This is a genomic window from Clostridium thailandense (assembly GCF_019207025.1).
GTDB classification, from domain to species: domain Bacteria; phylum Bacillota; class Clostridia; order Clostridiales; family Clostridiaceae; genus Clostridium_AM; species Clostridium_AM thailandense.
Genome location: NZ_JAEEGC010000088.1, coordinates 1 through 20252, shown reverse-complemented (window position 1 = coordinate 20252; position 20252 = coordinate 1). Strand labels below are relative to the sequence as shown.

Annotated in this window: 16 protein-coding genes; 2 read left to right on the top strand and 14 right to left on the bottom strand. The window is 28.9% G+C overall.

Annotation, left to right across the window (positions count from 1 at the left end; genetic code table 11):
- Positions 1–45: 45 nt before the first annotated feature.
- Both I6U48_RS16690 and I6U48_RS16685 read right to left on the bottom strand, forming a co-directional pair.
- Positions 46–696: an HDIG domain-containing metalloprotein gene (locus tag I6U48_RS16690; RefSeq protein ID WP_218321598.1), complete on the bottom strand. Its 651-nt coding sequence runs from the start codon at positions 694–696 to the stop codon at positions 46–48.
- A gap of 31 nt (positions 697–727) precedes the next feature.
- A complete protein-coding gene (locus tag I6U48_RS16685; protein WP_218321597.1) occupies positions 728–3202 on the bottom strand; it encodes an ATP-dependent DNA helicase in 2475 nt (824 codons plus the stop codon).
- A gap of 249 nt (positions 3203–3451) precedes the next feature.
- Here I6U48_RS16685 and I6U48_RS16680 point away from each other — a divergent pair, with 249 nt between their 5' ends.
- Complete coding sequence (locus tag I6U48_RS16680; RefSeq protein ID WP_218321596.1) at positions 3452–4714, top strand: SH3 domain-containing protein; 1263 nt, start codon at positions 3452–3454, stop codon at positions 4712–4714.
- 55 nt (positions 4715–4769) lie between these two features.
- On the opposite strand, the gene I6U48_RS16675 is transcribed toward I6U48_RS16680, so the two are convergent.
- The 4 genes from I6U48_RS16675 to I6U48_RS16660 all read right to left on the bottom strand — a co-directional run bounded on the left by I6U48_RS16675 (position 4770) and on the right by I6U48_RS16660 (position 10341).
- Positions 4770–5141, bottom strand: a complete 372-nt coding sequence (locus tag I6U48_RS16675; protein ID WP_218321595.1) for an SdpI family protein — start codon at positions 5139–5141, stop codon at positions 4770–4772.
- A gap of 382 nt (positions 5142–5523) precedes the next feature.
- Positions 5524–7170 (bottom strand): methyl-accepting chemotaxis protein, encoded by a 1647-nt coding sequence (locus I6U48_RS16670; protein ID WP_218321594.1) that lies wholly within the window; start codon positions 7168–7170, stop codon positions 5524–5526.
- A gap of 113 nt (positions 7171–7283) precedes the next feature.
- Positions 7284–8033, bottom strand: a complete 750-nt coding sequence (gene ymfI, locus I6U48_RS16665) for an elongation factor P 5-aminopentanone reductase (protein WP_218321593.1) — start codon at positions 8031–8033, stop codon at positions 7284–7286.
- 97 nt (positions 8034–8130) lie between these two features.
- Positions 8131–10341: a methyl-accepting chemotaxis protein gene (locus tag I6U48_RS16660; RefSeq protein ID WP_312891055.1), complete on the bottom strand. Its 2211-nt coding sequence runs from the start codon at positions 10339–10341 to the stop codon at positions 8131–8133.
- A gap of 314 nt (positions 10342–10655) precedes the next feature.
- Here I6U48_RS16660 and I6U48_RS16655 point away from each other — a divergent pair, with 314 nt between their 5' ends.
- Positions 10656–11543, top strand: a complete 888-nt coding sequence (locus I6U48_RS16655) for a DUF2156 domain-containing protein (protein ID WP_218321592.1) — start codon at positions 10656–10658, stop codon at positions 11541–11543.
- Between the two features lie 160 nt (positions 11544–11703).
- Here I6U48_RS16655 and I6U48_RS16650 read toward each other — a convergent pair whose 3' ends face one another.
- The 8 genes from I6U48_RS16650 to I6U48_RS16615 form a co-directional block, all read right to left on the bottom strand.
- Positions 11704–12423: a response regulator gene (locus I6U48_RS16650; protein ID WP_218321591.1), complete on the bottom strand. Its 720-nt coding sequence runs from the start codon at positions 12421–12423 to the stop codon at positions 11704–11706.
- Between the two features lie 42 nt (positions 12424–12465).
- On the bottom strand, positions 12466–15147 hold the full coding sequence (locus tag I6U48_RS16645) for a PAS domain-containing hybrid sensor histidine kinase/response regulator (protein ID WP_246615408.1): 2682 nt from the start codon (positions 15145–15147) through the stop codon (positions 12466–12468).
- A gap of 4 nt (positions 15148–15151) precedes the next feature.
- Positions 15152–15355: a hypothetical protein gene (locus I6U48_RS16640; RefSeq protein ID WP_218321590.1), complete on the bottom strand. Its 204-nt coding sequence runs from the start codon at positions 15353–15355 to the stop codon at positions 15152–15154.
- Positions 15356–15789: 434 nt separating this feature from the next.
- A complete protein-coding gene (locus tag I6U48_RS16635; RefSeq protein WP_218321589.1) occupies positions 15790–16686 on the bottom strand; it encodes a chemotaxis protein in 897 nt (298 codons plus the stop codon).
- Between the two features lie 380 nt (positions 16687–17066).
- Positions 17067–17867 carry a hypothetical protein gene (locus I6U48_RS16630; RefSeq protein WP_218321588.1) on the bottom strand — a complete coding sequence of 267 codons (801 nt, stop codon included), beginning with the start codon at positions 17865–17867 and terminating at the stop codon, positions 17067–17069.
- 78 nt (positions 17868–17945) lie between these two features.
- Entirely contained in the window at positions 17946–18407 is a 462-nt protein-coding gene (locus I6U48_RS16625; RefSeq protein ID WP_218321587.1) for an NUDIX domain-containing protein, read from the bottom strand.
- A 325-nt stretch (positions 18408–18732) separates the two neighbouring features.
- On the bottom strand, positions 18733–19368 hold the full coding sequence (gene trmB, locus I6U48_RS16620) for a tRNA (guanosine(46)-N7)-methyltransferase TrmB (RefSeq protein WP_218321586.1): 636 nt from the start codon (positions 19366–19368) through the stop codon (positions 18733–18735).
- A 120-nt stretch (positions 19369–19488) separates the two neighbouring features.
- On the bottom strand, positions 19489–20139 hold the full coding sequence (locus I6U48_RS16615; RefSeq protein ID WP_218321599.1) for a site-2 protease family protein: 651 nt from the start codon (positions 20137–20139) through the stop codon (positions 19489–19491).
- Positions 20140–20252: the final 113 nt, after the last annotated feature.

Genomic DNA, 20252 nt, shown 5'->3' with positions numbered 1-20252 from the left:
TACCTAAGTGCGACAGCCTCTTTTTATCAATTTTAGACCAAATATTTAAGTTCCTGCAAACTCAAGTTTTTTAGCTTTTAAATTACATTGACTAATAAAGTACTTCATATTTCTTTCCACTTCTAATACCTTTTCTCTTGTAATATTTCCTCTACCTAACCTATCACACATGGAAAATAGTGCTATTTCATTTGCATTTACCTCTGAAAGCATGCTTTCTATATCCGCAAAGGGCAAATCTTTTACTATAAAAAGAGTATGCATATGCCACCTTACTAAAGAAGCCACCTTTTTTATAAATTCACTCTCACACTTGAATTCTTTTAAAAATTTTACAGTTATTTCTTTTCCAACTTTGTCATGATCATAAGAAGTTATTTTGCCCTTTTTATATCTTGTTGTAGAAGGCTTTCCTATATCATGTAAAAGTGCTGCCCACATAAAGGCCCTTGAATCTTCGCTTTGTTTTTTTCTTTTCGCAGCTTCATCAAGAACTAGCATTGTATGATTCCACACATCTCCTTCTGGGTGATATATAGGTGATTGAGGAGTCTCTTTTAACTCTCTTAACAGAGTAAAAGGATACAAGTTTAAAAACATTTCTGTATTTATTAAACCATTGATATATAATGAAGGTTTGTCATCATCCATTAGATGTTTATCAATTTCCTTAAATATTCTACTTAAATCATTCATCATGGATGCCTCCCTATTTAAATCTTTGGTATTAATACTTTCCCCAAAAATTATTAAGATTATTTTCTATGTCATTGACTTTTTTGATGTTTTTATTTGAATTCCACTCCTTAGGAAAAAGATTTCTATACTCTGACTCAGAGAATCTGCTATCAATTAAAACTATGATTCCTTTATCTTCTTCAGTTCTAATGACTCTACCAGCTGCCTGTAAAACTTTATTCATTCCCGGGTACATATAAGCATACTTAAAGCCTTTCTTTTCATTTTTATTAAAGTAATGCATGATTATATCCCGTTCTAAACAGATCTGTGGAAGTCCAACACTTATTATTATAGCTCCAATAAGTCTATCATTCTTCAAGTCAATTCCTTCAGAAAATACACCTCCTAATACAGCAAAAGCTACCATAGTATTGTCATTTTCCTCTTTAAATTCTTTTAAAAATAGCTCTCTTTCCTCTTCCGCCATAGAACTATCTTGAATTAAAGCATTAATATTAGGATATTTTTTTTCAAACTCATTGTACACATCCATCATATATTTATATGAGGGGAAAAACACCATATAATTACCTTTTTTGCAATTTATTGCACATTTAATATATTCAACAATTACTGAGTAACTTTTTTCTCTATATTTATATTTAGTTGAAATCCTATCCGCAATTAATATCTCTCTTTTTTCTATGGAAAATGGAGACTCCAATCTCATAATATAATCTTCTTCATTGCCACCTAGCATATCCTTAAAATAATCTATAGGAGTTAATGTCGCAGAAAAAAATATAGAAGCCTTTGATTTTTTTATACTTTCCTTTAGCAATAATGATGGATCTAAACAAAATAATTTTAGTTTAATGTCATCATCTTGATTTTCTATATAGGTAACATAGGCATCATTATAAAATTCAGATATTCTTATAAAGTTTAGTACATCAAAATATAATTCTAAAAGTTGTTCATGCCCTTCCATCTTATTATTTTGAGTAAGCCACTGTTCTGATTCAGAAACAAATTTTCTTAATAATGGATAAATATCTTGAAGATTGTTTTTTTGTACATATGTATTTGGATTTGTTTTCATTAATTGATAGTATTCTTCTTGCAAATTATTTTGTTCCTGGCTCTCGCTATTAAGATCTTCTCTGCAAAGTTTTTTCAATTTTATCATATAAGAATTAATTTTATCCAAAGCTTTGTATATATTTTTTTCTTTATTTTTCATCACTTTTTTTAATTCCAAAAACCGTTTTTTATAAATATCAGCTGAAAACATTTCCCTAGCTCTATCAACTAAATTATGAGCTTCGTCTACTAACAAAACATAATTTTCATCATTATCAAAAAATCTTCTTAAATATACTCTTGGATCAAAAGCATAATTGTAGTCACATATAACGCAGTCTGCTAGTAAAGCTAAATCTAGTGAAAATTCAAAAGGACAAATATTAAATTTTTGAGCATATTCTATAATTGCCTCCCTATCTATTATATTTTCTTTCTTTAAGATCTCACTTATAGCATAATTTACTCTATCAAAATGTCCTCTAGCAAATTCACACTCTTCTGGATTACAAGATGACTTTTTATTAAAACATATCTTATCTTTAGCTGTCAAAGTAACCGACTTTAACTCTAATCCCTTATTCTTCATCATCTTTATTGTTTCTTCTGCTACACCTCTCGTTATTGTCTTAGCAGTTAAATAAAAAATTTTATTAGTTAAATTTTCTCCCATAGCTTTAACTGCCGGAAATAAGGTTGATATGGTTTTTCCTATTCCAGTCGGTGCCTGTACAAAAATATTTTTTTCTTCCTTTATGGTTCCATAAACAGCTACAGCCAATTTTCTTTGTCCTTTACGATAGTTGTCAAAAGGAAATTCAGTATTTTTTATAGAAGCAGTTCTTTTTATTTTCCAATCTCTTATGAAACTAGCCCAAAAATAGTATTTCTCTAGCAAGTCAATGAAAAATTCATTTAACCTACTTGTAGAAAAACTTTTCTTTAACCTTTTACTTTCATCATCATTTATATTATAGTATGTAAGCTGAACATCTATATTTTCTAAATTATTCTGCAAAGCATAAATATAAGCATAAACTTTAGCTTGAGCCCAATGAATAACATTGTAATTTTCATCTACGGTTTCTAAAGGTCTTGATACAGTTTTAATCTCATCTATAGTAATGTCATCGCCTTCAATTATCACTCCATCAGCGCGCCCTTCAATTATAAACAAAAAATTTCTATACTCTTTTTCATATTTTAAAGCTAGTTCAGCATAGTATTCTTTTCTTATCAGTCTGTTTTGTTCAAAATCTTCTAAAAGAATTTGCTTTTCCTTTGAAAATTTATTTTTATATTCCTTTTGAATTTTTTGATGGGCTTTTGTTCCTTCTAGAGCTCTGCTTCTTCCCATAAATCTGCTGTCTAAATCACCACTTCTCAAAACAAATTCCACTAGATTTCTCACAGAAATTCTTATTTCATTGATTTGCATCAAATCATTCCTTCTCTTTATAACAATATATTCTTATAATATTCTATATAATTTATCGTTCTTTTACAATTTAATTTTATTAACATTTCAATACATTTTTTCCCAAACAACATAAAATTTATGGTAAAATATTATTAAAGCATCTTAATTATTTGACTTTTTATACGATAATAATTTTGTATGAAAACTTTAATGTAATTTTAAATATAATTACATTTTTAAATAACTCTAATATTGGAGGTCTACAGCATGAATAAATCCAAAAAATTAATTTTTTCCTTTTTTATTGCTGCAGCTATTATGAATAGTAAGAATATGCTATGTCACAGTGTACATGCTTCTGATTTAGCACCCAATCCTCAAAGCAGTGCTTATACAAGTAATGCAAATATTTTCACCAAGTATGGTTATAAAGGCCAATGCACTTGGTTTACATATGGAAGAACTCTTGAAAAGCTTGGAATATCCTTACCTTCCGAATTTTATGGCAACGCAGTAGATTGGTGGTTTGCAAATGAAAAGGATCATGTGTATGCCTATGGCTCAGAGCCGAAGCCAAATTCTATAGCTGTATGGGGTGGTGGAAACCTCGGATATGGACATGTTGCCTTTGTAGAAAATGTAGAAGGAAACACTGTATATTTTAACGAAGGTAATTTTAGTGTAAGAAAAGATTATGATGGAAAGTTAAAATCATTGTCTAAAGAAGAATTTAAAAACAGAGGAAACCTTCATTTAGAAGGCTATATTTACCTTAATGAAAAAAGTTCTTCAGCTAACACAGATAAAAATACTAATGCAGCCTCAAGTAGCTCTAGTGAATCTTCACTTAGTAAAGGAATTATAACTTTATCGAACAAGAATTCAACGCTAAATGTCAGAGATAAAAGCAGTACATCTTCTACTGTCATAGGTTCGTTGAAAAATGGAGACTCCGTTAGTATACTAGAAAGTTATAACGGTTGGTATAAAATCAAATTTAATTCCTCCTATGGCTATATAAGTTCTAAATACGTTAGTACATCCACTAATACGTCTTCTAATACTATTATCGCCGCGCCAATAATTAATAATTCATCTTCTTTAAAATTAGGTGTTGTAAGCTTGAATGATAATTCTTCAACATTGAGGTTTAGAAGCACTCCTGGTGGACAAGTTATTAACAGCTTAGTTAACGGCACCAAAGTAAATATTTTGAATCTTGAGAATGGCTGGTATAAAATAAATTTGAATGGAACTATCGGTTATGTATCATCTAGCTATGTATCAGTATCTCAACCACAAACAACTAATGTTGAGCCCACAGCATCACAAACAGGTAAAATTGGAGTCGTAACTCTTAGTGATACTTCATCCACACTAAACTTAAGAAACACACCATGGACCGGAAGAGTAATATCTGTTCTCCCTTATGGAAGCAAAGTAGATATTTTGGCCACTAGTGGCCGTTGGTATAAGGTAAAGTCTGGCTCTGATGTTGGATATGTTCATTCTGATTATATTAAAGTATAAAACTTTACAAAATAAAAAAATCAGCATATGTATCATGCTGATTTTTTCATTTTAATTATTCTGCTCTTTTTTCCTTTAATTTTATACTTCCATTGATTCTCATCCCATTACTGTCAAAAATCTTCTTTAAATGTTTTTCTGTCGAGAAAACAGTAAAATATAATACAGGTATAAATGCCACTAACGGAACTAGATATCCTTTATTCTGCAATAATGCAATACCTATTTTACCTAAAGCAATTAATATAACTCCTGCTATTATATACTGATTTGTAGAATATTTATTTCCCTCTTCCCAAGTATCCTGATTTTTCATTGATAAATTTGTACGATAACCGTACCATGAGTTTATTTTTTTAGGTCTTACTATTTTAGGTATTATTCCGAATCCTAATGTTACTAATCCAAAAATTAATGAGTACAACATTATACCTTCAACCCCTTTTCTTAAAAATCTTATTAATCAGATAATTATGTCCTAATAATAAAACAATTTTGAAAAAAAATCTAGTATATATTCATAATTATTTTATTGTAATCTTGGTGATATTATACTTTATAAAACCTATTGAAAGCATTAATTTCTATTATTTACATTTAATCCAAATAAGTTATCCTAAATATTTTGAATAATTTATATATATAAAAGTTTTATATTATTCTCTACTTTATGCACAAACTGTGGATAAGTCTGTGTATAACTTGTACACAAACTGTTTATTATCGAGTCATAGTAGAACCCTCCTGTATAGGAAACACAAATCCAGAAATGGATCTATTGCATTTATTAAAAACTATACCTGAAGGATTTATACTTTAAATTTAGTCAATTCATTATTTAATTGATCTGCAGAACTAGTGAGTTGTTGTGCTGAAGCTGATAGCTCTTCAGTTGTTGCAGTTTGGGCTTGAACCTTTGATGATATCTCTTGAGAGAAATCAGCTATCTGTTCCGATGATTTCTCAATATATTTAGAGCTTTCGAGTATTCTATCTTTTTGCTTCATAGAGTTATTAAGTGCTTGATATACATTTTCAATTTCAGGAAGTATATTTTCTATCTCTTCTAATATATTTTTAAAGGATTCTACAGTACCGCTTACGGATTTCACTTGACTTTGCATCCTATTTGATACTTCCTCTGTCATTCCAGATACATTCTCCGTATTGCTTGTAACTGCATTTATAAGACTATTTATACTCTTAGATGATTCTAAGACTTGCTCTGCAAGCTTTCTTATCTCCTCAGCTACTACCGAAAATCCTTTACCAGCTTCCCCTGCTCTTGCTGCTTCAATTGCTGCATTTAATGCAAGTAAATCAGTCTGTTCTGCTACTGAATTTATAACATCAGTTATTTGCGATATTTTACTTACATTTTCATTTAAAGAAACTATTCTTTCCTTTGTATTTTCAAATTCTATTCTTATATCTTCTATTGATTTTGTAAGATTTTCAAGTTCCATTGATCCTACATCTGCAGATCTCTTGATTTTTTTACTGCTGTGTGACACATGTCTAAGCTTTTCATTTATTAAGTCTAAAGCCTTTGAGAAATATTCTATTGATTCTCCCATATTTTCTATATGTTCATTTTGTTGTACAGTAGAATCACTAACTTCTACTATTGAATCACTTACCTCCTCACCTACTGCTGCTAATTCTTCACTTGAGGCTGAAAGATTTTGAGACATGGCATCTAAATTTTCTACAGTTTTTCTTATTTTAAACATTACCTCTCTTACTTGAACTACTACAAAATTTAATGTATTCATAAGTTGTCCTATTTCATCCTCTGATTTACTGTGGAATTCTATAGTGAAATCCCCTTCCACAAGCTTCGACATCTTACCTTTTATCGCAGTTATAGGTTTAGTAATTTTGTGTGAGATAGCAATAGCAACACTTAAAGCCAGTGCTAATATGATTACAGATAAAATAAGAACTAAAATTAACCCTTTATTAGCTACTTGATGCATACGCTCCAAAGACAATCCTACTGAAATCATTCCTATATTCTTCCCATTTTCTTCGATAGGCGTTGAAACATTGTAGACTACATCTCCAGTTGGTCTCTTAAACATAAATCCATCAATTTTACCTTCAACGAGAACTTTAGCAAACTGATTTCTATCAACACTTTTTCCAAGCATACTGTCATCATCATGAGCTATTATTTTACAATTAGAATCAGCTATAGAAATATAGACTATATCCTTTCCACTACTAGATTTTAATCCTTTTATTTTACCTTTTATTTTATCTAAATCCTTATCTAAACTATATTCGTTTATATTATATTTTGCTACTGATACAATTGTTTCTCCATCACTCTTCATCTGACTTTCTGCTATCTTCTTAATCTCATATTCAGACAATATAGATAACGCCAGTATACAAACAATAGTTATTATTATAAATGCTGCATTTATTTTTCCTTTTAATGTATTAAACATTTATTTACCCCCTAAACTTTTGATACGACTTTATATTTTACCACTAATAAAATAATTTATCTATATAGTAAATATTTATTAATATTTGTATTTATCAGAAATACATCCAAACTTTAAATCATTCCTCCATCTACAGTTATAATCTGACCAGTTGTGTACGCAGCCCCTTCTCCACACAAAAATAAAACTGTTTTTCCAACGTCTTGACCATTTCCGAATCTACCCATAGGAATTTCTTCTTCTAAAGCTTTTCTCTCCTCAGAGCTTAACCAGTTGTTCATTTCTGTATCTATTACACCGGGGGCTACAGCATTTACTCTTATGTTAGAAGGTGCCAACTCTTTAGCTAAGGCTCTAGTAAATAAATTAACAGCTCCTTTGGATGCTGAATACACTGTTTCGCAAGAAGCTCCTACATTTCCCCACATTGAAGATATATTAACTATACAACCACATTTTCTTGAAACCATATGTTTAACTACGCTATGACAACAATTAATTGTTCCTTTAAAATTTACATCTATTATCTGATTCCATTCCTCTTCATTCATATCCATAAAAAGACCAACTTTAGAAATACCAGCATTATTAACTAATATATCTACTCTCCCTAATTGTTCTATAGCTGTATCAATAAGTAATTTTGCTTCATTATAAATACTTATATCAGCTTTAACTATTAAACCAATCCCTCCTAATTCTTTTATATATTTTAAGGTTTTCTTTGCTTCTCCTTCATTTGATTTATAATTTACAGCTATAGTTGCTCCTACCTTTGCAAGTTCTAATGCAATACTTCTTCCTATTCCTCTTGACGCTCCAGTTACTACGGCAACCTTTCCCTTTAAACTCTCCACTTTCATTCTTCACTCCCTATTTCATTTCATAATTAAACATCAGGCAAAGTTTCAAATAACTTTACCTGATGTTTAATTTCATCATCTTTATTATAGCACTATTTTAAGCACTTTTGCTTTCTTTAGTTTGTATATTTTCATCAATTTTAGTTTCATTCTCTTCAAATTTGCTCTCACATATTTGAAACTCACTAACAAATTTAAGCAGTTCTTCAGCACCTTCTGTATTTTTTGAAGATTGAGTTGCAATATAATCGGTTCTATTACTAATCTTGTTTATATTGTTTGATATTTGTCCCGAAGCCTCTGCACATTCCCCAACTGTTACTGTTAGTGACTTCATATTTTCAGTTATATTTTCTATAGAGTCATACATGTTTTGTGATAGACTCCAAAATCTTTGTATTATATTTTGTACCGTATCTCCATCCTTTTTATAATCCTCACTGATATTTATAACTTTTTCGTAATCATTAAGAACTGTATTTTTCATAACATCTAGTATAAATTCTGCAGAATCCGATAAATTACACACTGCAGCTAAAACTCCTCTTATATTCTTCTGAATGTCTACTACAACATTAGAAGATTGCTGAGCTAATTTTCTTACCTCGTCAGCAACAACTTTAAATCCCTTTCCATTTTCACCAGCCCTAGCAGCCTCAATGGCAGCATTTAAAGCTAATATATTTGTTTTTCTAGATATCTCTTTTATTTTCTCCGTCATAATTGAGATATTTTCAACAACTTTTATATCCTGTAAAGCATCACTTAGTTTTTCTTTTGATCTACTGTATCCTTCTTGCATTTTAATTTTAGACTGATTAGTTTCTTCTCTCATCACAGTTGCTCTATCTTTTATTTCATTTGCCAATTTAAGTCCCTGTTGTGCTTCACCTACTGTTTTATTTATTTCTTCTTTAGTAGATATAGTTTTGGATGTTACTTCTTCTATAAATGCCGAGGATTCCTGCATATTTGCTGATATTTGATCTGCAGTTTCCGAAACTCTTTGCACATTTCTACGCACAGATATAAACATATTATTTGTCTCCTGTGCTGAACCAAGAGTATTTTCACTTTCTAATTTCACACAATTTATTATGTCTTCTATGTTATCAATAGCATTATTCAATGCTGATGCAGTTTGCCCAAATTCATCACTTCTTGATATATCTATTCTATGTGACAAATTGCACTCCGATAATTCTTTAGCATATTTTCTCATTTTTAATAAAGGTATTTTTATATATTTTGATATTAGAAGTCCTACCCCAACCCCTATTAAAATAAACACAACTGTAATAGCTGCTATATTATACTTTAGTATATTCGCCTGATAAAATATTTCGTTTTTAGGCATACTTATACCCAGAAACCAATTTGTGTCAGGAATAGGTGCATATGCCATAAACATTTCCACGCCATTTTCACTATAATATCCTGCTCCCGTCTCTCCTTTGATCATCTTAGTTTCCAGATCTGCTAGTTGTCTTAATGTTAAATCTTTTTTTGCATTCTTTAGTGTATTGTCCTTGTTTAGAACTAATTTCATATTTTTATGAGCAACCTTTGTCCCATCTTTATTTATTATAAAACAAAAACCATTTGCTCCTACTTTCATCTTTTGAACTATTTCATTTAGTTTTTTAGTTGACATATTTGAAAATAACACTCCAATAGTTTTATTGCTATTGTTTTTTATTGGTACAGCTATCGCTACAATTTGTTCTCCATCTGTGTTACTTACTGGATCTGAGACTGCTGTCATTCCATTTAAAGCTTTTTTAAGGTATTCATTATCTTTTGAAATATTATTAATATCTATTTGGGATTTCTCTCCATTTGAGAAATATACTATTCCATTTAGATCTAAAATATTTAAATTTACATAATTTAGCCTTCCTGCTTCTGATAAAAGCACTGGAATTTGCGTTTGGATGTTCATTGATTTAATTTCCGGTCTCTCTGCTATTGCATTCATAACCTTTATGTCTTGCTCTAAAGTTGAACTTATAAGCCTAGATGATTCTTCAGCTCTAGATTTAAGTGATGATTCAATAGTATCTCCTAACGCTTTGTAAGAGCTATGATAGGCTATTACTCCCAAAATACTGCATACGAATATAATGAGGATTGCTATTTGAAGAGTTATTTTTACCGAAACGCTATTTGCTATTTTGGGACTTAATGCACTTATTTTAATAATAAAATTTCTAGCTTTATTGTTATCTTTGTCCATACCCTTATACTTTAAATGCTTAAATTTATTACACAATTCTAAAATATTCTTTCTAGAGATTAACTTTCTCACTTTTAATCCTCCCAAAATTCGAATTAATCAAATATTATTAAATATTAATTTCAAACTTATTTTACCATTACAGGTTTCCATCTTATACTATTGTAAGTATGATTTAACACGGTGTTAACTTTACATAACATATGTAAAAATTTTTTAACGTGGAATTATAAATAATATAAAAGCTTTTTCATAAAATAAATTAAAAATTATTTTCTATAAATATCTTTTAATTTATAACTCTTTTGTAATATAATATTTGTATTAAATTAGGTAATATTTAATATCCCTTAGTATTCATTTTACAGAAAGGATGTATCTAAAATATGCTAAATTTTAAACCTCTTACAATTAGTGATAAGAATATATTTGATAAATACTTAGATCCCTATAACTATGAAACTAGTGAATATTCCTTTACTAATCTTTTTATATGGAGGAAAGCCTGTGACATACAATATGCTATTTTTGACGATGCGTTAATTATAAAGAAAACAGACTTTAACGGAAGTTACCATTTTATGCAACCTATTGGTTATAGAAAAGAAAACTTAAAAAATATAGTAGATACCTTAGTTGAAAATAAGAAAAACTTCCAACTTGAATATCTTTTTAAAGATATAGAAGAAGAATTTATAAAGGATTTATTGAATATATATGGAGATGGATTTTTTACTATATTAGAAGACCGCGATAACTTTGATTACATATATGAGAGTAAAAGTCTTATAAGCTTATCTGGTAAAAAACTTCATAAGAAAAAAAATAATTATAATCATTTTATAAAAAATTATAATTATGAAACTTCTCCAATAACAGCTGAATTAATACAGCCATGTATAAAAGCTGCTCGCGAATGGTGCCATAGACATATTTGCAAAGGTTATTTATTATATGAATTAAAAGCAATAGAAGAACTTCTTAAAAATAATTCTGTGTTAAATTTTAAAGGTATGGTTGTATTTGTAGATGGTAAAATTTCTGCTTTTACCATAGGCGAGAAGGTTAATCAAAATATGGTCATAATACACATTGAAAAAGCTGACTCAGACATTAGAGGATTATATAACTTTATAAACAAAGTCTTTGTAGAGGCATACTTTAGCGATGTTCCTTATATAAACAGGGAACAAGATCTAGGAATAGAAGGCTTAAGAAGTGCGAAGGAATCCTATGTCCCTATAAAATTAGCCAAAAAATTTATTATTCAATAATATTATTAGAGAGTTTAGAGATATTAGAAAAACTGCTTCAATAAAAAAAACTTAAGGTTATGTTTAGTTTTTATACTAGACTTAGACCTTAAGCTTTTTATTGATCATCTTTATTAGTATAAACTTAATTTAACCCTTTAAATTGAATTTATTTCTACTATTACAACAGAAAAAGCTTTTCCATGTTCATTAATATTTGCTTACAATTTTCTTCATCCTTTTCCTCCGAAAATTGTTGAAGCTCCATAGCTAAATGAGGAAGTTTTTCCATGCGCAAATTTGCAGAAGTTCCCTTTATCTGATGAGCTATTTTTTTAACTTCTTCGTAATTCTTAGTTTCTAAAACATCTTTAATTGATTTTAGCATTTTAGGTAAGGAATCTACAAATTCATAGATTAATTCTCGCGCATCATTTTTGCTAAAGCCAGTATCTTCTGCTAACTTATTCACATATCTCTCCAAGAAAAAAAGACTTTTATTTTTACATTTTTTCATATAGTACTCTATCATTTCAAACATAATCTTAAAATCAATAGGCTTGCTTATGTAATCATCCATACCATATCCTAAACATTTCTCTTTTTCACTTTCTGCCGCATTTGCAGTCATAGCAATAATAATTGTATGATTTTTCTCTTCTTCAGCCTGCCTAATTTTTGATGTACTTTCATATCCACTCATAACAGGCATATGGCAATCCATAAGTATAATATCGTAATTTTTTTTCAAGAATAATGTTAGAGCCTCTTTACCATTAACCGCAACATCACATGCTATGTTTCTGCTTTCCAATGCATAAATAATCAATTTTCTATTAATTTCGTTATCCTCTGCTACTAGTATCTTAGGATTAACTAAAATTTCATTTTTTATATCCATAGCTTTACTAAAAACAACTCTCCTTTCTTATATTATAATCAATTAAAGGTACTTTTTTATAACATTCTTTAAATCATCAATACTAAAAGGTTTAGCAATGTAGTCATCCATGCCACCATCAAGACATAGTTCCCTATCACCAACCATCGCATAAGCGGTCATCGCTACAATAGGTATATGCCCTTTTTCATTAATCTCCATTTTTCTAATCATTTGGGTAGCTTCATAGCCATTTAACTCTGGCATTTGTATGTCCATAAATACTATATCTACAACTTCATTCTGAAGTACCTGTAGGGCTTCTTTTCCGTTGTGTGCAGATAGAAATTCATACCCTAACTCTTTTATCATTCCACCTGCTATCTTCATATTTATTTCGTTATCTTCTACTACAAGTATCCTTTTATTATTATTTAAATAAAATTCTAAATCACCTAATTCTTCATTGCTGCTATTAATAGGTTCATTGACATCCAGTAAAAGTTCTACTGTAAAGTAAAATATGCTTCCATTATCACATTTGCTTTCAAACCATATTTTTCCATTCATCATTTTAACAAGCTCTTTAGAAATGGCAAGCCCTAATCCAGTTCCATAATATTTCTTAGTATAAGACATGTCTTGTTGAACAAATTTTTTAAATATATCATTTCTAAATTCATCTTTAATTCCTATTCCTGTGTCCTCTAGTGAAAATTGTAGGTATATATTTTCATTAGTCTGAGATAACTTTTTCACCTTAAAAGTTATTCTACCTTTTTCAGTAAATTTGACTGCATTATTAATTAAATTTACTAATACCTGAGTTAATCTCAATTCATCCCCAATTACATCATGTTGTATAAATCGATCAATATAACATGAAATCTCTAGGTTTTTAGTTTTACAAGCAATTGAAAGTTGCTTGATAGTTCTCTCTAAAGTTCTTCTTAAATTAAACGGCTTTACACTAAGTTCAAACTTTCCTGCCTCTATTTTAGAAATATCTAATATACTGTTTATAACATCTAAAAGAACTCCAGATGAGTGTTCAAGTATGCCTATATATTCTTTTTGTGTATCATCAAGTTCAGTTAGTCCAAGTAAATATATTACACCTGTTATGCCATTCATAGGCGTTCTAATTTCATGGCTCATATTAGCAAGAAATTGACTTTTAGCTAAATTGGCTTTATCTGCTGCTTCTTTAGCTTCTTCCAACTCACTATAATTGTTTCTCAATTCTTCTTCTGTCGCTGTAAGCTCTTCATATACTGCTGATAATTCCTCATATTTTTCCTTCAATTCTCGCTCTTTCTTCCTTGTCTCAGTAGTGTCTGTTGCAAGCACAGCAAATTGACCTATTTTAGGAGAAAAAGCATAAACATCAAAGTATCTATGAAATACTTTTGTATAATTTTCAAAATGCTTAGGCATTCCTGTTAATGCAACGTTACCAAACTGGTTTATCCAATACTTTTCAATCTCTGGCAGTAATTCTAACACAGTTTTACCTATGATATCTTTTCTTTTTAAACCAGTAATTTTTTCATAACTGTCATTAATATCCAAAAACCTATAATCTATTGGTTGCCCATCATTATCAATTATTATTTCATGTAGTGCCATTCCTTGACTCATCGATGAATAAAGCAATTTATATGTTTCTTGACTTGCTCTTAAATTATTCGTTAACTTCACTTTTTCGGTTATATCTCTTTCAATGCTTGAAGCTCCTACTAATTTCCCATTTAAACCATAAATAGGTGATATTGTAATAGAGACGTCTACTAGTTTATCATCTTTCGTGATTCTTACCGTTTCATAATTCTCTATCTTAATTTCACTATTTATGCAATCTATTATTTCACTTAGATCCTCTGCTTTCTCTTGAGGAATAATTAAAGATATATGTTTTCCTAAAGCTTCCTCCTTTGTATACCCATAAAGCCTTTTTGCACCTGAATTCCAACTTGTAATATATCCTTTTAAGGTCTGTCCAATTATAGCATCCTCAGAATTTTCAACTATAGATGCTAGAAATCTCAATTCTTCCTCTCTTTTTATTCTATTTGAAACATTCCTTATTATGCTAAAAAAAGCTTTATCATCATCAATCTCAATATCTATTGTTCTAACTTCAGCTTGAAAGCTTGTGCCATCTTTTCTATAATGTTCTGTATAAAATTCAGTTTCATCTTTAATAGCCTTATTAAGTTGCCTTTTAACAAATTCCTTTTTATTTGTACATCTTAAATCAAAAACACTTTTACTTAATAGTTCCTGTCTTGTATAACCATATGTTTCTATAGCTTTTTTATTAGCAGCTAAAATTTCTCCACTCTCAGATAATAATAATATTATATCATTAGCATTATTCATAAGATATTTGTATTCCCTTAATTTCTTATCATTTTCTACATAATGCGTATTATCACTTAATATACATATAATACCACATTGTCCATAAGAACTCAGATTTACACTATAATATCTATTATTTATGACAATACTTTCATCAAAGCATTTAAACTCTTCACTATATAAGTTTTTTTTATAATTAATTATTAAGCTATGCATGTGTGATAATACTTTCTCTGTATTCTCAGTTATGCCTATAGTATCTCTAAAGTTTTTATTAAAGAAAATAGTCTCACAATTATCAACACTATATTTAAATATTACAATTGGAGTATTAATACTATGAAAAATTTCAAATTCAGCATTATAATTGCTAATGTTCAAGCTGTTACACCTCCTGAATACTTTCTTCTCTAAACATTTTTTCAATTTGACCTTCATTAACAGACTTATTTTGTTTATCTTCCATAACCATTGTTTTATTGCTAATATCATTAATTTGTGACTGAGAAAATATACTTAATCCACCATTTACAATTGAGTTTTTTAACTCATATTCAATTAATTGATTATTCAAATAAAATTCGCTCATATTAACAGTCCTTACATAAAAATTTTTTCAACTCTTGAAAATATTTTTAAATTTTTATTTTTTGTTTAAACATATTAATAATTATTCAACTTAGAAACAATTACATTTAACTGCTTGCAATTTCAAAAATATTCTTTACTTTAAGTATATGCTCTTACTATTTTTCTACAACAGCTTGAATAAAAATATATACCTTTTATATATAATAATACATTTTTTTGAGTTTTTTTTCAATGTACTTCCACTTACTTACACACATCGTTCATTTTCGAGTTTTAACCTTTTAATTTATATTACAATTTAAATTAGCATAAATACTTTTTATTATATTCTTTATAAGGCCATATCCCCAAAAGACATAAAGGTATATCTTAAATTGATATACCTTTCTTGATTTTGTTAACTTTTCTAATAAAAATCAATTAATGTTTATTTTATCCATTTATAAGTTCATCAATTGTTCTTACCAATTCACCTATTTCCGGCTTACTAAGTTGAGCGTCCGCACCTACAGATTCACCCTTATGTTTTAACTCATCTGTAATTAATGAAGAAAATATTACAACTGGTAACCTTCTAAGTATTTTATGTTCTTTAACTTTTCTAGTTAGAGTATGTCCATCCATTTGTGGCATTTCTATATCAGTAATAAGCATTTGAACATCTTCTATAAATTTGTCTTTCTTTTCCTCCACCAACTTTTGTAAATAATTTAAAGCCTGCTCTCCATCATCAAATATTTTTAAATTTTTAAAACCAGCCTTAGCAAGAGTATCTTTTAGCAATCTCCTTACTAATGCAGAATCATCAGCTAATACAAGTCTTATATTAGATCTATCATTATAGTCTACGTCTACAATTTTATCTTCACTAATACCTGTACTAGGACTTATGTCTGTAACTATCTTCTCAAAATCTAACATTAATATTATTTGACCATTTAAAAGAATATTTCCTATAACTAATGAATTGGTTGATATATCATCAGGCTTTCTTATTTGATTCCATCCGATTCTATGTACTCCTACAATATTATCAATACTAAAAGCTACCTTAACTTTATTAAATTCGCATATTATAGTTTTAAATTTTTTATCTGTTTGCTTTTCTTTTTCTAGGATATATTTTAAATCAATTAAAGTTATTATTTCTTCTCTACATAATATTAATCCAGCTATAGCTGGGTGCACTTGCGGCAATTTTGTTATATTATCAATATCTAATACTTCTTTAACTTTTATAACATTAATCGCATAATGTTTTTCATTTATCACAAATTCTAATATTTCAACCTCTCCTGTTCCAGACTCTAACAATATATTTGTATTCATGATTTTCTCCACCCCTCTTATTTATAAATTACATCGACTACACTTTTACAATTGTTAACAATTTCCTCCTATAGCCTTAGCATCATTTATTTTATTCTCGGATAAAAATACTTTTACTTTATATACTGTCACTTTTTACTTTTAAAAAGTACTTTTTTATAATTATATCTTACTTCTGATAAAACATGAAGCGTTCTCGAAGCAATTTCTGGATTTTTTTGATGTATATAAATTATAAAACTGAACCTGTGTCAAAAAAAGTTGACAAAATTAATTAATAGAAATCCATTAAACACTATCTTTATATAATAAGCTTTTAACATTTCTAACCACCACAAAAACTGTAGTGGTTAGATGCTTTTATTTAAAAGTAAAGTTATTTATGGTCTTAATAATGTAAATATTTTACTTATTGCATATGTAATTAAAGAAAATATTAGTGCAACTAACAGAAAACCGATCAACATTATATTATATCTAATTATGCCTTCCACTGATATATACTTTGTAAGTCCAACAATATTTAATATAATTATCAATGCAAACATAGTCAATATACCTTTAGAAGCTCCTCTCATATCCGCAGAGCTTAATGATATATGAGCAGATATACATATAGCTGCAAATAGAAATATGTAAAAATACGGATTCTCAAAATTCTTTATTGAAAAGATTACCTTTAGTAATCCTATATAAGAATTTATGATTCCTTCAATAGTACTTTTGTTTAATACTGTAAGGCTAGAATCCTTCACTAAAATATTGATAAAACTATTATAAGCTTTCGGGATCATAATTCTCATTAATGCTATTATGAAAATAACTCCTCCAAACATAGGTGCTATTCCTATAAAAAAATTTCCTACTTGCTGATAAACGCTTCGCTGATTATAGCTATGTTGTACATATCCCATTACTCCATTTTCATCTGGTCTTTGGAGTAACTTGATTTTATTAATTTTATGTCCAAATACCAAAGCAAAAATCGCATGACTTAATTCATGTACAGGTACACCAATAAATCCTGTTACTATTAGTGACCTACTACCAAACCTTCTTTGAAAGTTTTTTAAAGAATTATTTCTTAGTAATCCTAAAAGCAATCCAATTAGAATAATCATTCCTGTAAGATATATTGTTTCTACACAAGCTTTTACCATCAATTCAATTACATATATCATATACTTCATCCTTTTATAAAATCTTTAGAGCTACTCTTATTAATTCTTTATAGTACTCTTATAAAAACTATATTATTTTTATAGTTTTTCTTCCATTTTTAAAGCTTTTAAAACCGCCCAGGCTTGATGCTCTAAAAATAGGCACTTAACAGACTCCTTAGGCTCAAACCATATAAGCTCATGGTCTTCTTCAATTTTATTTCCAGTATCAGCTTTCAAATCTACCATATAAAAATGTCCTATACCTTTTTTATATTCACCTGTCTTTGTAATATGGTACAATGAAGCCGTACCAATATAGTTTTCTATTTCTATTTCATAGCCAGTCTCTTCAATAAATTCTCTTCTAAGACATTCTTCATGGTTTTCACCTTTTTCAAGTCCACCACCTGGAAGAAAATATCCCGTTAAATTTTTTATAATAGCTATTTTTCCTTTATCATCAACTGTAATTCCATATACACCAATTTTTTCGCCATATTCTATTCCACTCAGTTTTTCTCCAAATACCGGTCCCTCATATAATGGATTGCCAAGCATATTTACAAGCTCCCTTCACAATATAAATTTTTTAATTAGAACTCTTTTTATTATTATAACATTAATTACAACTACACTCTATTGCATAAAAAACATAAATTTAGAATAATATAATTTATTAAATAATTATTTAACTTATAAAATAAGGAATAAATTCCCTGAATTTGAATTTCCAAATTGTTGACTGCCAAATCATTTAAAAACTTTTTCATAAAACAAGAGATCTCCTATTTTGATTCTTACTTAAATCAAAACAGGAGCTTCTTCCTAATTATATATTCCATTTTTGTCTGAACTTTTTAAGTATCAAAGCTATTTTGGGAAGCTACAATAATTTTGCTATTAAGAACATAGTTTTCATTCCAAGAGAAGTAAATTTTTCCTCATATTCAGTAACTACATTTTGTGTAAAATCACTGTTATGCAAATCATAAGTCAAATATTCTATAGAGAACCCACTTTCTTTAAAGTATACTTGTGAGTCCTCAAAGAGCTCAGTATCATCTGTCTTAAACCATATCTCACTATTAGCTTTTAAAAACTTTTTATACTCCGTCAAAAATTTAGTGTGTGTCAGTCTTCTCTTATTATGTCTGTCCTTTGGCCATGGATTACAAAAGTTTATATATATTCTACTTATTTCATCTTTATCGAATACCTCACCGATTCCAGCTATATTCATAGGAATAAGTCTCGCATTTTCTACTTCAGCCTCAACCAGCTTTTGCAATGCATATATTAAAACTTCATCTTTAAGATCAACTCCTATAAAATTTATACTAGGATTTTGCTGTGCTCGATTAGTTATAAATCTTCCCCTTCCACAGCCTAGTTCTAAATATATATCATTGTTATTTTCAAACTCAATATTCCACTTTCCTGCAGTTTCTTTTGGATTTATTATTACTAAAGGGCTTGATTCCATTTCCGGCCTTGCCCACCATTTTTTTCTAAGCCTCATTATAAGCCTCCTTCTTTTGTTATTAACAGTATTATTAGTGGCTTTAGCACTTAAATACATTATTCAGGGGATGTCCCTGCTCTTTTAGTATTAGAGCAAATAATTATGGAATAAAAACCTTTAAATTATTGCGCTAGCAATTCTCATAAAAATGCTATATAAAAAAGATGATGGAATACCAACAATATAGGTAGAAATTGGAGTTGCTATAAAAAGTATAAGTATTATCATTTGATATTTATATATTTCTCCTGAAATCTTATAATAGGTTGATGGAAATAAGTCTCTTAATACATGAAATCCATCTAATCCTGGAAGTGGTATTAAGTTGAAGATAAAAAGCATACAGTTTATACTTATTACTTCACGAATTATTAACGCAACAACACTATATAACATTGAAACACTATTCATACCCAAAAAACCAAACCTTGATATAACAACAAGTAGCATGGCTCCCAAAAAAGCAACAACTAAATTAGCAATTGGCCCTGCAATTGAAACCTTTAAGTCGTCCTTATATCTGTTTTTAAATGCACTAGGATTGGTTTCTACTGGTTTGGCCCATCCAAAACCTGCAACTAATATCATAAGAAATCCTATAATATCAATATGCACAAATGGATTTAAAGTCAGTCTTCCTTGAAATTTAGGCGTTTTATCTCCAAGTCTATCAGCAACTAATGCATGTGCATATTCATGAAAAGTAAAACCTATAAGTATAGCTGGTATTATAAGTATTTTTCCCAATATCCAGTTATTCAAAATTATATCATCCTTTCTAATATTGTTAATAGCTTAAACAAAATTACTTTTATTATAACAAAAGTATTACTAATGCTCAACAGATACCAAATTCTTAAGCAGGGCAAACGCATGAATAT